This window comes from Flavobacterium sp., assembly GCF_004295795.1.
In the GTDB taxonomy this organism is placed as follows: Bacteria; Bacteroidota; Bacteroidia; order Flavobacteriales; family Flavobacteriaceae; genus Flavobacterium.
In genome coordinates, this window is record NZ_SEBR01000017.1 from 1 (window position 1) to 13,285 (window position 13,285).

Sequence of the window (13,285 nt, forward strand, 5' to 3'; positions counted from 1 at the left end):
TATTTGAGACAACATTCGATTACGAAATATTTTTAGTTGCAAAACGAGCAAAGGAAATTGTCCGACGCAATCTCACAAAAATCAACCACAATTTTTTGAACCATTAAGGTCATTGAGGTTATTAAGATGCTTCGCTTGCGCAACCGAAAAGTGTCGTCGAAACTTTTGAACAATTAAGCAAGTTAAGTGTAGTTAAGATTGTTCCGACGCGATTCGGTCGTTTAATCGGTTACGAATCCCAAAAATCCGAGGCTCCAAAAAATTCTCCAAATCTCGCCACGACCATTGCCGTTTACCGACCAAAAATCCGTATTTTTGACACCTAAAAAGCGGAATGCAGTTCAGACACCCGGAGATCCTATACTTCCTTTTCCTACTGGTAATCCCGATTATCGTCCATTTATTCCAACTGCGCCGTTTCAAGAAAGAATACTTCACGAACGTGCAGTTCCTCAAGGAACTTTCGATACAGACCCGCAAGAGTTCGCGCATCAAGAAATGGCTTCTGCTTGCCACTCGCCTACTTTTGCTCGCTTGCATCATCATCGCTTTCGCCCAGCCTTTTTTCAAGGCCAAAGATTCCAAAAGCGCCTCGAACGAAACCTACATCATTCTCGATAACTCTTTTTCGATGCAGGCGAAAGGCCAAAAAGGCGAACTGTTGCGTCGGGCGATCGAAGATTTGCTGGAACACACGCCCGATGGACGCAATTTCTCGCTGATCACGAACAACGAAAGCTTCTGGAACACCGACATCAAATCCATCCAAAAAGAACTTCAAAATCTCAAATACAGTGCGACTCCGTTCGAACTTGACAATTTAATCGCCAAAGTCAACGCGCGAAAATCGGCTTTCAGCAAAGACATCATCGTAATCACCGATGCGGCCGGACTCGAGCAAAAACAACTCAAAGCGATCGACAAAAATTCGAACACGTATTTTATCATTCCCGAATCTGAACAAAAGACGAATGTCGCCGTCGACAGCGTTTATTTGAACCAGACGATGGACAACTTTTACGAAATCAGCGTGAAATTGTCGGCTTTTGGCCAACAAGGAAAAGAAGTTCCGATTGCGCTTTACAACGACTCGAAGCTCATCGCCAAGACGGTTTCCAAAATGGATGCGAAGACAAAAACGATGAATTTTACGATTCCGAAGGCCGATTTCAACGGATTCGTCCAAATCACCGACAACGGACTGGCCTACGACAACGAACTGTTTTTCAGCCTGTCCAAACCCGAAAAAACCAACGTGATTGCCATCGGCGATGCGGCCAAAAGCGGTTTTCTGTCCAAAATCTATACATCGGGCGAATTCAATTTCGTGAATTTCGCTATCCAAAGCCTTGATTACAACCTGATCGACAAACAGGATGTGATCATTCTCAATGAACTCAAGGAAATTCCGCAGGCCTTGCAGACGACTTTGAAAGCGTTTTCAGAAAAAGGCGGCAATATCGTGTTGATTCCGTCCGAGGAAAGTTCGGTGACGAACCTGAACGTTTTTGTGTCGAATTTTGGCGGATTGACGTTCAAAAATTTAGTATCCGACGAAAAACTCGTGACCAAAATTGCATTTTCGCATCCGTTGTACGCTGGCGTTTTCGAGAAAAAAATCGAGAATTTCCAGTATCCGAAAACCAGTAGATCTTTCGGGATTTCAAGCGCTTCGGCTCCAATCTTGAATTATGAGGACCAAAGCGCGTTCCTGACTTCGGTGGGAAATTCGGTGGCTTCGATCTACGTTTTTGCCGCACCGATTTCGGCCTCGAATTCCAATTTCCAGAATTCACCTTTGATCGTTCCGACGTTTTACAACATGGCGCAAAATGCCCAAAAAACGGGAATCGCCTCGGTTACGATCGGGAACGGACAACCTTTCGTGATGGACGCCAATCTGGCCAAGGACGAGATCGTCGAGGTCAAAGGCAAGGACGAAAAGTTCATTCCGGTGCAACAGATCCTGAACAACAAGGTCAAGATGACGTTTGGCGATTATCCGACAGAAGCCGGAAACTTTACCGTTTTCAACAAAGAAAAAGCACTCAAAAACATCGGTTTCAACTATGACAGAACCGAATCCAACCTAAGTTCGAATGCCGATTTGCTTTCGGATTTCAAAACGATCGACTCGGTAGAAGCCGTTTTCGACACTTTACAAGCCGACCGAACCAACACCGACATCTGGAAATGGTTCATCGTCCTGGCTTTGATTTTCCTCACAACCGAACTACTGATCCAAAAATTCGTCAAATGAACCTGATCGTAAGACAAGCCAAGATTGTCGACGCCAAAAGCGAGTTCCACAACGAGATCGTCGATATTCTGATCGAAGGCGGAACGATTTCCAAAATTGGGAAAAGCATTAAAAATTCCGATAATTTTGAAGAACTGAAATTCGAGAATCTTTGCGTTTCCCAAGGTTGGTTCGAATCGAGCGCAAGTTTTGGCGAACCCGGATTCGAAGACCGCGAAACGATCGCGAACGGACTTTCGGTCGCCGCGAAATCCGGATTTACGGGCGTGGCTTTGCAACCGAACGCGAATCCGATCATCGACAACCAGGCTTTGGTGAATCTCGTCAGGACGAAATCGAACGGAAATGCTGTCGATCTGTATCCTATTGGCGCTTTGACGATGAAATCCGAAGGAAACGATCTGGCCGAATTGCTCGACATGAAAAACGCGGGCGCGGTTGCTTTTGGCGATTACGCCCGCAATATGGAAAGCGCCAATTTGCTCAAACTCGCACTTCAATATGCCCAGGATATCGACGCTCTGGTGATTGCTTTTGCCCAGGAATCGAGCCTCAAAGGCAAGGGAATCGCCAACGAAGGCATAAACGCGACAAAACTCGGACTCAAGGGAATCCCGAATCTGGCCGAGGAATTGATGATTGCAAGAAATCTGTACTTACTGGAATACGCTGGCGGAAAACTGCATATTCCGACGGTTTCCACGCCCAAATCCGTCCAACTCATAAAAGAAGCCAAAGCCAAAGGATTGCGCGTGACTTGCAGTGTTTCCGTGCATCATCTGACTTTGACCGATGAAAAACTTTCCGGATTCGACACACGCGTGAAAGTTTCGCCTCCGCTGCGAACGGAGTCAGACAGGAAAGCTTTGGTGAAAGCCGTGAAAGACGGAATCATCGACGCGATTACATCCGATCACAATCCGATAGACATCGAACACAAAAAGATGGAATTTGATCTGGCCAAAGACGGAACGATAGGTTTGGAATCGGCCTTTCGCGCACTTTTGAATGTGCTTCCGATTGAAATTGTCGTGGACAAACTCACGTCCGCGAAAGCGATTTTCGGAATCGAATCGTCTGGCATTTCCGAGAAATCGAAAGCAAATCTCACGTTTTTCACCACGGACGGAACATCGGTCTTCACCAAACAGAACATCCTATCAAAATCTAAAAATTCGGCTTTCCTGGGCGAAAAAACCAAAGGGAAAGTCTACGGGATTTTCAACAATTCACAACTGATCCTATCATGAACGAAGTCGTAGAGAAAGGCAAATCGGCCGCGATCACGAGTTATATTCTGCTGATCGGCGCTTTGATCGCGCTGTCGATGAATGCCGATGACAAAAACCCTTTTGCGTCTTTTCACATTCGGCAATCGCTTGGTTTGTCGCTGCTTTTCATCTGTCTCGGTTTGCTTGTGAGTCCGTTCGACAATTGGATGATCACCGCGCCAATGTACCTTTTCGTGTCTGTTTTGTGGACTTACGGATTGATTACGGCCGTTCGCGGTGAAATGATTCCGGTGCCGCTTTTTGGCAAATTCTTCCAAAAATTCCTGAGTAAATTCTAAAATGGAAAATTCAATCCACTATTTGGTGCGTCAGCCGAAAGTCGTGCGCGAGAAAAACCCGCTTTTGCTGTTGTTGCACGGCTATGGGAGCAACGAGGAAGATTTGTTCTCGTTCGCCTCCGAATTGCCCGACGACTATTACGTAATTTCGGCCCGCGCGCCCTATTCGCTTGGCGGTTACGGTTCGTCTTACGCTTGGTACGCCATCGATTTCACGGCAGATGAAAAGCGTTTTTCCAACCTGGACCAAGCCAGAAGTTCGCGCGAGATCATCGTCGGTTTGATCGATCAGTTGGTTTCGGAATATCCGATAGACGAAACTGAAATCACGCTTGTCGGTTTCAGCCAGGGCGCGATCCTGAGTTATGCCGTCGCGCTTTCCTATCCGACAAAAATCAAGCAGGTCGCGGCTTTGAGCGGCTATCTGAACGAGGATATTTTTGCCGAAGATTACACCAGGAACGATTTTGGAAAACTGCGGTTTTTCAGTTCGCACGGTTCGGCCGACCAAGTCGTTCCCGTAGATTGGGCGCGCAAATCGAAGCCGTTTCTGGACAATTTGGGAGTGGAATCGGTTTATAAGGAATATCCCGTTGGACACGGTGTCGCACCACAGAATTTCTTCGATTTCAGGAATTGGCTTTTGGAAAAGTAATTATTCCGAACCCGTGTTTTGCGCCTGATACAATTGGGAATCGATGCGTTCGAAAGTGAATTTGTTGTCGCCTTCGATAAAGTATTTGAGCAAGACTTCGCCCCAATGTTTCCCGTCGCTGAAATCGGCGATGATCCAACGGTGATTCAAGACCTTGACCTTGTTGATGATGAATTTCTGTTCGCCAATCTGGTCGTAAGGAATCAATGCATTTCCCTTCGGATTGTCGTTCATATCCAAGATTTTCGTATTCAGGTCGACAATCAGTTTGCGATAATCGTAAGTCTCGAGATAATCCTGCGCATTTTCGTTGTGTTCCAGAGAAAAATACTTCTCGTCGATCAATTGGTTGTACAACACGAGCGTGCTGTCGTTGGCCTTTTTGACTTTGGCTTCCATCCTCGCGTTCTCCGACTTGACTTCTTTGGAAAAATAGGCGTAGGTGAAAACGTTCATGATGGCCGCAAGGACGAAAAGGTAAAGGAAAAGTGATTTTTTCATCTAGATGGAGATTTGTAAGTTATCGTAAGCGAGAAACACGTTTGGCGGAAGTTTTTTCTCGACCTCGGCATGAAATCCCATGGTATGGCTGATGTGCGTGAGATAAGCGCGTTCCGGCCGCACCAAATTTATGAAATCGAGCGCTTCCTGCAAATTGAAATGGCTTTCGTGGGCTTCTTCGCGAAGTGCGTTGACAACCAAAACCTTAAGTCCTTTGAGCTTCTCGATTTCGGGTTCGTGGATGAGTTTTACGTCGGTGAGATAGGCGAAATCGTCTACGCGGAATCCGAAAACCTGCAACTTCGCATGCCAGACCTCGATTGGAATCGCCATTTTGTCGCCGATCGCGAAAGGTTCGTCGTTCCTGATTTCGATTGGAGTCACCGAAGGCGCGCCCGGATATTTGTCGACTTCCTCGAAAATGTAGTCGAAGCGTTTCCTGAGGTTATCCATCACACGCGAATGCGCATAAATCGGGATATGGCCTTGGCGGAAATTGAACGGACGGATGTCGTCGAGTCCGGCTGTGTGATCGGCGTGTTCGTGCGTGAACAGGATTCCTTCGACTTTTCGGCACCCGCTGACAAGCATCTGCTGACGGAAATCCGGTCCGCAATCGATTACGAACGAATGGTTTTCCCAATGCATCCAAACCGACACGCGAAGCCTTTTGTCGCGAGGATCAAGACTATGGCAAACCGGATGGTCGCTGCCGATGACAGGAATGCCTTGGGAAGTTCCCGTGCCCAAAAAACATACGTTCATAATTGGAATGGAATTTGCTACAAAAATAGACGCTTTCGGACGGAAAAACCGTTAAGGAAACCAAAATCCTTTTCGGTCAATTTTACACAAAAATAAGAGTATTCAGTTTCTATCCGTTGCATTTTTAATTAACTTTGCAGGGAATTTCAACGATTATGCTAAGAGATGACGGTTTTACCCTTAAGGGTGACAAGGCCATAGAGCAAATACCTTCTATCAAGGACAAAGCGTTACGCATCAACCTTAACGAGAACATTTACGGAACTTTCGCCGAAATCGGCGCGGGTCAGGAAACCGTTCGCCACTTTTTCAGGTCGGGCGGATCCTCGGGAACGATCGCAAAGGCCATGTCTGCTTACGATAAGGATTTTTCCGATGCGATCTACGGATCGGAACTCGACGGTCGCTACGTAACCGAAGGCCGACTCAAGAAAATGCTTTCCCACGAGGTAATGCTCATGGAAAAACGCCTCGGACGCGAAAAACATCCGAATAAGATCTTTTTCTCCTACGCCAATACGGTCGCGACGATCGATTTCGCCAAGCAGTTCAAAGGTCACGGTTGGGTTGGGATTCGCTACCAGATCGAACCGGACGAAGATTACAACGAGATCATCATCCACATAAGATTCAAGGAAACAGACGCGCGTCTGCAACAGGAAACCCTCGGAATTCTGGGCGTAAACCTGATTTATGGCGCGTTCTACAAATACAACGATCCCAAAAAATTGCTGCGTTATCTGTATGACCATTTGGACAAAGACCAATTGGAAATCGATACGATCAACTTCTCGGGCCCGCGTTTCGCCGACGTCGACAACCGTTTGATGTCGCTCCAATTGGTAAAAAACGGAATGACCGATGCGGTAATGTTCGACCCGGAAGGAAACAACATCTTGCCGGCGGCCGTACTTTATAAAAAGAACATTCTCGCACTTCGCGGCAGTTTCCGTCCGGTAACGGTCGTGAATATGGACATGTATGAGAAATCGCTCAAGATGTTCCTCGACGAGAGTAAGGTCGAAAAAGACAACACGCTCGTGATTTTCGAGATCACGCTTTCCAACCTGCGTTCTGACGGGGAAATCGACGAGAGAGACTTCATGGACAGAGCCGAATTGCTGTGTTCGTTGGGCCAAACCGTGATGATTTCCAATTTCCAGGAATACTACAAAGTGGTCGAGTATTTTTCGAACTACACCAAAGCCCGTATGGGATTGGCGATGGGCGTGAACAATCTCGTGGATATTTTCGACGAGAAATATTACCGTCACTTGAGCGGAGGAATTCTCGAAGCGTTCGGAAAATTGTTCTATCGCGACCTGAAGGTTTTCCTATATCCGATGTTGGACGAAGACGGAAATATCGTGAATTCGGAGAATCTCAAAGTGCATCCAAGAATGAAGGAATTGTACAAGTTCTTCAAATTCAACGGAAAAGTGATGGATATCGAGGACTTCGATCCGCACAACCTCGAGGTTTTCTCAAGAGCCGTACTCAAGATGATCACAAGCGGACAACCGGGTTGGGAAGAAATGCTTCCAAAAGGAATCGCCGAACTCATCAAGGAACATTACCTTTTCGGATACGACCCGAACAAGATCCTGGAAGAGACGAATTAGTCGAAAGACAATTATATGAGCAAGGAGAATCAGTTTGGTTCTCTTTTTTTTTGTTCCGATGCGAATCAGATCTCGTCTTCGGAAATCCATTTGGAAACGATTGGTGCTATGTAGTTTTGCAGCTGTTGCAGTAAACCTTCGATCGAATCATCGCACAAAAGCATCTCGCGGTTGACTTGTTTAAGCAAGCCTTTGGCTACCATCGTATCGGCAAAAGCCAAAAGCTCGTCATAAAAACCATCAATGTTCAGCAATCCGATCGGTTTTTTGTGCAAACCTAGTTGCGCCCAAGTCAGCATTTCAAAAAGTTCTTCCAAAGTGCCGAATCCGCCGGGCAACGCGATCACGCCATCGCACAAATCGTTCATTTTCGTCTTGCGCTCGTGCATGCTCGAAACGATGTGAAGCTGCGACAATCCGTTGTGGGCGATTTCCTTTTGTTGCAGAAAGTCCGGCAAGACGCCTATGACTTTTCCGTTAGCCGAAAGCGCACCGTTGGCGACACTTCCCATCAATCCGACGTTTGCTCCGCCGTAAATCAACGCGATATCACGCTCGGCCAAAATCCGACCAAGTTCAAATGCTTGTTGTTCAAAAATCGCGTCAACGCCAAGACTTGAAGCGCAAAAAACAGTTATTGCCCGCATTGGGATTTGTCCCGATAGCTATCGGGATTGGGTTTTGTCCCGATAGCTATCGGGATTGGAATTTCATTCCAGGATTTGAGCCGCGTGTTCCTTCGACTTGACCTTTTCGATAACCTTCAGGATAACACCTTTTTCATCGATCACGAAAGTCGTGCGATGGATGCCGTCGAACTCGCGTCCCATGAATTTTTTCGGGCCCCAAACTCCGAACGCGTTCAAAACTTGGTGATTCTCATCGGCCAAGAGCGGAAAAGGAAGCTTGTGTTTCTCGATAAAGTTGGCCTGTTTTTTAGCAGAATCGGCACTTACGCCTAAAAGCTCGAATCCGTTTTCACGAAGCTCTGCATAATTGTCGCGCAAATTGCACGCCTCGACCGTACAAGTTGGCGTGTTTGCCGCCGGATAAAAGAACACGATCAGCTTTTTACCTTTGTAATCTGACAATTGGTGCGCTTTTCCATCTTGGTCAACGGCCGAAAAATTCGGGGCTTTGTCGCCCGCTTTGAGTGTCGTCATGGGATTTTGGGATTTTTGGGCGCGTCGCGAAGTCTTTACCGTTTTCCAAATGAGTTGCAAAATGCTTCGAACCATTGCGTCTTCGCCCTTAAAAATTAACTTTGCCCAAAAGTAAGAAATGACCCAGAAAGAACGCGTCGATTTCGTGATTAAAACGCTTGAGGATTTGTATCCCGAAGTTCCGGTTCCGCTCGACCACAAAGACGCTTATACGTTGCTGATCGCGGTTTTGCTGTCGGCCCAATGTACCGATGCGCGCGTGAACACGATTACGCCATTGCTGTTCGCCAAGGCCGATACGCCTCAGGAAATGGTGAAATTGTCGGTGGAGGAAATACAGGATATCATCCGTCCTTGCGGATTGTCACCAATGAAATCAAAAGGCATTTACGGCCTGTCGAGAATCCTGCTCGAAAAACACGATGGTAAAGTGCCCGACAATTTCCCAGATCTCGAGGAATTGCCGGCCGTCGGACACAAAACGGCCAGTGTCGTGATGTCGCAGGCTTTCGGATATGCAGCCTTTCCGGTCGATACGCACATCCACAGATTGATGCACAGATGGAATCTGTCAAACGGAAAAAGTGTCGAGCAAACCGAAAAAGATGCCAAACGGCTGTTTCCGGAAGCGCTTTGGAACAAACTGCACCTGCAGATCATTTACTACGGAAGGCAGTTTTCGCCCGCTCGCGGCTGGGATTTGGAAAAAGACGTGATTACGCGCACCGTTGGAAAGAAGTCGCTGATAAACGAATTTTACAAAAAGAAGCTCAGATAAATTCCGTAGAACAAAAAATCCCACAACGGTAAAAGCTGTGGGATTTTTGTTTTTCAGTTAGCGATACATTCAAAAACGAGATTTCCTTTTCTCTTGATGGTCAAAGCTTTGGAATAACTAAGCAAGAAATTGATGGTCTCTTTTTTTGGTAACATTTTGGACGCTGCTAACGGTTTTGTAGTGTAAATTTTAGCCATATCGTTTGCGTTTGTTACCATAAAAACGCAGTCGATTTCAAAATATTGTCAATTCGTCAAAATAATTTGATGCTTGTCAATCACTTTTCTCAAATTCATAAGCGCGTATCGCATGCGACCCAAAGCCGTGTTGATGCTGACGCCCGTGATTTCTGAAATTTCCTTGAAAGACAAATCCTGATAGATACGCATTTCAAGCACTTCTTTCTGGTCTTTCGGAAGCTCGTGGATCAACTTTTTGAGATCGCTTTCCACTTGGGCCGTGATCATCAAACCTTCTACGTTTGGCGCGTCGTCGCTCATGATCGAGAAAATCGAGAATTCCTCGGTCTCGCGGAACATCGGCATTTTTTTGTTGCGGCGGAAATGATCGACGATAAGGTTGTGCGCAATTCGCATCACCCAAGGCAAAAACTTTCCTTCTTCATTATAGGAGTTAGATTTCAAGGTCTTGATGACTTTGATGAATGTGTCCTGGAAAATATCATCCGAGATGTCTCTGTCGGAAACCTTCGAATAGATAAACCCATAAATCTTGGATTGGTGCCTGTTGATTAGCGTAGCCAAAGCGTTCTCTTCGCCGGCGACGTAATTTTTGACCAATAGTGCATCTGGGATGGTGACAGTAGCCATAATTATACCTTTTAGTTTTTGGGTGAAATTCTCTGAAATCTCTAAAAAGTATTTTTATGCGATAGGCGGCTTCTGTTAAAGTAGTGTGAATGAATGACCAAATATAAACTAATTATTTTCTAATGTACAAATAAAAATTGAAAAATTAACAACGTTCGCACAATAAGTCCGCATTTTAACGGGATTTTGGTATGATTATCGGCAACATTATCACGATTGAATTTCAAAACCTACATATTATGCAATCCAAAATCATTCCAAAAACGGTGTTAAGCCGATTTCCTTTTCGGATGCGAATTCCGTACTTTTGCAGCCTATTTTTGACCGACTTATGCAGCCTGATTTCAGTACGTTAGAACCCAAGAAAAACATCATCATCAAAGGTGCCCAAATCCACAATCTCAAGGATTTGAGCGTCGCAATCCCAAGAAATGAATTCGTCGTCATCACCGGACTTTCCGGTTCGGGCAAATCGAGTTTGGCCTTCGATACGCTTTATGCAGAAGGACAACGCCGCTACGTCGAAAGTTTGTCGTCATACGCCAGACAATTCCTCGGGCGTCTCGACAAACCGAAAGTCGAATATATCAAAGGAATTGCGCCGGCAATCGCGATCGAGCAAAAAGTCAACACGACCAATGCACGCTCGACCGTTGGGACTTCTACGGAAATTTACGATTACCTGAAATTGCTTTATGCGAGAATCGGAAGGACTTTTTCGCCTGTTTCGGGAGAAGAAGTGAGGAAAGACACGGTCAGCGATGTCGTCGACGCCGTAAAAAAATACCAGGAAGGCACGCGTTTGCTCCTACTCGCGCCCATCCATCTCGAAAAAGGCCGCGCGCTCGAAGACAAACTCAAAGTGCTTTTGCAGCAAGGTTTCGCGAGGATTCTGGTCGGTCAGGAAATGGTGCGTCTCGACGAGATTGACCAGCACTCGCTTGACGACAAAGACATTTTACTCATCATCGACCGCGTTGTGGTAAAGGACGAGGAAGATTTTTACAATAGACTTTCGGACGCCGTCCAAACCGCGTTCTACGAAGGAAAAGGCGAACTCTATTTACAGGAAGCCGATTCTGAAAAAAGAACCGAATTCAATTCGCGTTTCGAACTCGACGGAATGAATTTTCTAGAACCGAACGTGCATTTGTTCAGTTTCAACAATCCGTATGGCGCTTGCCCGGTTTGCGAAGGCTATGGAAACGTGATCGGGATCGATCCTGAACTGGTGATTCCGAACACTTCGCTTTCGGTCTATGAAAACGCGATTTATCCGTGGCGTGGCGAAAGCATGAGTTGGTACAAAGACCAATTGGTCAAGGCCGCTTATCACTTCGATTTTCCGATCCACAAACCGTTTTTCGAACTGTCGGACGAACAGAAAGCGCTCGTTTGGAAAGGCAATAAGCACTTCACCGGACTCGACGATTTCTTCCGCGAATTGGAGGAAAAGAATTACAAGATTCAGAATCGCGTGATGCTATCGCGCTACCGCGGAAAGACGAAATGTTGGTCGTGCAAGGGCAAAAGATTGCGTCCGGAAGCCGATTACGTCAAGATTGGCGGCAAGACGATTTCTGATCTGGTCGATATGCCGATGAAACGCCTCGTCCCGTTTTTCGCCGATCTGCAACTTTCGGAATACGACAGGCAAGTCGCCAAAAGGCTTCTGATCGAAATCAATTCGCGATTGAGCTTTTTGGTGGAAGTCGGACTCGATTACCTGACCTTGAACCGAACGTCGAACTCGCTTTCGGGCGGAGAATCGCAACGCATCAATTTGGCGACCTCACTTGGAAGCTCACTCGTCGGATCGATGTATATTCTCGATGAACCGAGCATTGGCCTGCATCCGAAAGACACCGAAAGACTCATAAACGTGCTGATTTCATTGAAGAAACTCGGCAACACGGTAATTGTGGTCGAACACGACGAAGACATCATGAAAGCCGCCGACCGCATCATTGACATCGGACCCGAAGCCGGAACGCACGGTGGCGAACTCGTCGCTTACGGAACATATGACGAAATCCTCAAAGCAGACTCGCTCACGGCCAAATACCTGAACGGCGAAATGGAAATAAAAGTTCCCAGAACGCGCCGCAAATGGAACAATTACATCGAGATTCTCGGCGCTCGCGAAAACAACCTGCAAAATCTCGACGTGCGTTTTCCTCTCGAGGTTCTAACCGTGATCACAGGCGTTTCGGGAAGCGGAAAGAGTACTTTGGTCAAGAAAATCCTGTTTCCGGCCATGCAGAAACAGCTTGAAGGCGCGGGCGAAAAAGCCGGTCAGTTTACGGAAATGCGCGGGCATTACCACAAAATCCGCCATATCGAATATGTGGACCAGAATCCTATCGGAAGAAGTTCGCGTTCGAATCCCGTCACCTATATCAAGGCTTACGACGACATCCGCGATTTGTTCGCCAAGGAAAAACTGTCCAAACTTCGCAATTACCAACCAAAGCATTTCTCGTTCAACGTAGACGGAGGACGATGCGAAACCTGCAAAGGCGAAGGCACGATCAACGTCGAAATGGTCTTTATGGCCGACGTTCAGCTGAATTGCGAAACCTGTAACGGCAAGCGCTTCAAGAAGGAAATTCTCGAGGTGACGTTCAACGGAAAAAACATCGACGACGTCTTGACCATGACGATAGACGACGCCGTGGCCTTTTTCAAGGAACACAAACAGACCAAACTGATCCAGAAATTACAGCCGTTGCAAGACGTCGGATTGGGTTATGTGCAACTTGGGCAATCGTCCTCGACACTTTCGGGCGGAGAAGCGCAACGCATCAAACTCGCGTCTTTCCTCGTAAAAGGCGCAACCAAGGAAAAAGCGTTGTTCGTTTTCGATGAACCGACCACGGGCCTGCACTTTCACGACATCAACAAACTGATGGCTTCGTTTGACGCGCTTTTGGATCAAGGCCATTCGATTATCGTGATCGAACACAACCTCGATCTTATCAAATGCGCCGATCACATCATCGATCTCGGTCCTGAAGGCGGCGAAAACGGCGGTTACATTCTCGCGATCGGGACGCCTGAGGAAATCGTAAAGAACACCGAATCGATTACCGGGAAATATTTGAAGGAGAAGCTTTAGTTGCAGTTGCAGTTGCAGTTGCA

Annotated in this window: 12 protein-coding genes; 7 read left to right on the forward strand and 5 right to left on the reverse strand. The window is 46.7% G+C overall.

The window, feature by feature from the left end:
- The first annotated feature begins 334 nt into the window (after positions 1–334).
- Genes EOO49_RS13840 through EOO49_RS13855 form a run of 4 tightly spaced genes read left to right on the forward strand, consistent with a single transcriptional unit; the run spans position 335 to position 4,485 of the window.
- A complete protein-coding gene (locus tag EOO49_RS13840) occupies positions 335–2,260 on the forward strand; it encodes a BatA and WFA domain-containing protein (protein WP_290846680.1) in 1,926 nt (641 codons plus the stop codon).
- On the forward strand, positions 2,257–3,510 hold the full coding sequence (locus tag EOO49_RS13845; RefSeq protein WP_290846682.1) for a dihydroorotase: 1,254 nt from the start codon (positions 2,257–2,259) through the stop codon (positions 3,508–3,510). The genes EOO49_RS13840 and EOO49_RS13845 overlap by 4 nt, the downstream gene beginning before the upstream one ends.
- Positions 3,507–3,830, forward strand: coding sequence for a hypothetical protein (locus tag EOO49_RS13850; protein WP_290846684.1), 324 nt, complete (start codon positions 3,507–3,509; stop codon positions 3,828–3,830). The genes EOO49_RS13845 and EOO49_RS13850 overlap by 4 nt, the downstream gene beginning before the upstream one ends.
- 1 nt (position 3,831) lies before the next feature.
- Positions 3,832–4,485: an alpha/beta fold hydrolase gene (locus EOO49_RS13855; protein WP_290846686.1), complete on the forward strand. Its 654-nt coding sequence runs from the start codon at positions 3,832–3,834 to the stop codon at positions 4,483–4,485.
- On the opposite strand, the gene EOO49_RS13860 is transcribed toward EOO49_RS13855, so the two are convergent.
- Positions 4,486–4,986 carry a hypothetical protein gene (locus tag EOO49_RS13860; RefSeq protein ID WP_290846688.1) on the reverse strand — a complete coding sequence of 167 codons (501 nt, stop codon included), beginning with the start codon at positions 4,984–4,986 and terminating at the stop codon, positions 4,486–4,488.
- Entirely contained in the window at positions 4,987–5,751 is a 765-nt protein-coding gene (locus EOO49_RS13865; RefSeq protein ID WP_290846690.1) for an MBL fold metallo-hydrolase, read from the reverse strand.
- Positions 5,752–5,906: 155 nt separating this feature from the next.
- Between EOO49_RS13865 and EOO49_RS13870 the strand changes: the two genes are divergently transcribed.
- Complete coding sequence (locus tag EOO49_RS13870; RefSeq protein WP_290846692.1) at positions 5,907–7,373, forward strand: TonB-dependent receptor; 1,467 nt, start codon at positions 5,907–5,909, stop codon at positions 7,371–7,373.
- Positions 7,374–7,438: 65 nt separating this feature from the next.
- On the opposite strand, the gene EOO49_RS13875 is transcribed toward EOO49_RS13870, so the two are convergent.
- Together EOO49_RS13875 and bcp are read right to left on the reverse strand one after the other, a co-directional pair.
- Positions 7,439–8,020: a TIGR00730 family Rossman fold protein gene (locus tag EOO49_RS13875; protein WP_290846694.1), complete on the reverse strand. Its 582-nt coding sequence runs from the start codon at positions 8,018–8,020 to the stop codon at positions 7,439–7,441.
- Between the two features lie 63 nt (positions 8,021–8,083).
- The gene (bcp, locus tag EOO49_RS13880; RefSeq protein WP_290846696.1) at positions 8,084–8,536 is read right to left on the reverse strand and encodes a thioredoxin-dependent thiol peroxidase; all 453 of its coding nucleotides are present in this window, start codon (positions 8,534–8,536) and stop codon (positions 8,084–8,086) included.
- A 118-nt stretch (positions 8,537–8,654) separates the two neighbouring features.
- On the opposite strand from bcp, the gene nth reads away from it, so the two are divergent.
- A complete protein-coding gene (nth, locus tag EOO49_RS13885; RefSeq protein WP_290846698.1) occupies positions 8,655–9,314 on the forward strand; it encodes an endonuclease III in 660 nt (219 codons plus the stop codon).
- Positions 9,315–9,559: 245 nt separating this feature from the next.
- On the opposite strand, the gene EOO49_RS13890 is transcribed toward nth, so the two are convergent.
- Positions 9,560–10,144 carry a sigma-70 family RNA polymerase sigma factor gene (locus tag EOO49_RS13890; RefSeq protein ID WP_290846700.1) on the reverse strand — a complete coding sequence of 195 codons (585 nt, stop codon included), beginning with the start codon at positions 10,142–10,144 and terminating at the stop codon, positions 9,560–9,562.
- A gap of 331 nt (positions 10,145–10,475) precedes the next feature.
- Between EOO49_RS13890 and uvrA the strand changes: the two genes are divergently transcribed.
- Positions 10,476–13,262 carry an excinuclease ABC subunit UvrA gene (uvrA, locus tag EOO49_RS13895; protein WP_290846819.1) on the forward strand — a complete coding sequence of 929 codons (2,787 nt, stop codon included), beginning with the start codon at positions 10,476–10,478 and terminating at the stop codon, positions 13,260–13,262.
- Positions 13,263–13,285: the final 23 nt, after the last annotated feature.

Coding starts and splice junctions, on each gene's coding strand:
- uvrA (WP_290846819.1), top strand. CDS start 10,476: ATGCAGCCTGATTTCAGTACGTTAGAACCCAAGAAAAACATCATCATC.
- EOO49_RS13890 (WP_290846700.1), bottom strand. CDS start 10,144: ATGGCTACTGTCACCATCCCAGATGCACTATTGGTCAAAAATTACGTC.
- EOO49_RS13865 (WP_290846690.1), bottom strand. CDS start 5,751: ATGAACGTATGTTTTTTGGGCACGGGAACTTCCCAAGGCATTCCTGTC.
- EOO49_RS13870 (WP_290846692.1), top strand. CDS start 5,907: ATGCTAAGAGATGACGGTTTTACCCTTAAGGGTGACAAGGCCATAGAG.
- EOO49_RS13850 (WP_290846684.1), top strand. CDS start 3,507: ATGAACGAAGTCGTAGAGAAAGGCAAATCGGCCGCGATCACGAGTTAT.
- EOO49_RS13875 (WP_290846694.1), bottom strand. CDS start 8,020: ATGCGGGCAATAACTGTTTTTTGCGCTTCAAGTCTTGGCGTTGACGCG.
- EOO49_RS13840 (WP_290846680.1), top strand. CDS start 335: ATGCAGTTCAGACACCCGGAGATCCTATACTTCCTTTTCCTACTGGTA.
- bcp (WP_290846696.1), bottom strand. CDS start 8,536: ATGACGACACTCAAAGCGGGCGACAAAGCCCCGAATTTTTCGGCCGTT.
- EOO49_RS13860 (WP_290846688.1), bottom strand. CDS start 4,986: ATGAAAAAATCACTTTTCCTTTACCTTTTCGTCCTTGCGGCCATCATG.
- EOO49_RS13845 (WP_290846682.1), top strand. CDS start 2,257: ATGAACCTGATCGTAAGACAAGCCAAGATTGTCGACGCCAAAAGCGAG.
- nth (WP_290846698.1), top strand. CDS start 8,655: ATGACCCAGAAAGAACGCGTCGATTTCGTGATTAAAACGCTTGAGGAT.
- EOO49_RS13855 (WP_290846686.1), top strand. CDS start 3,832: ATGGAAAATTCAATCCACTATTTGGTGCGTCAGCCGAAAGTCGTGCGC.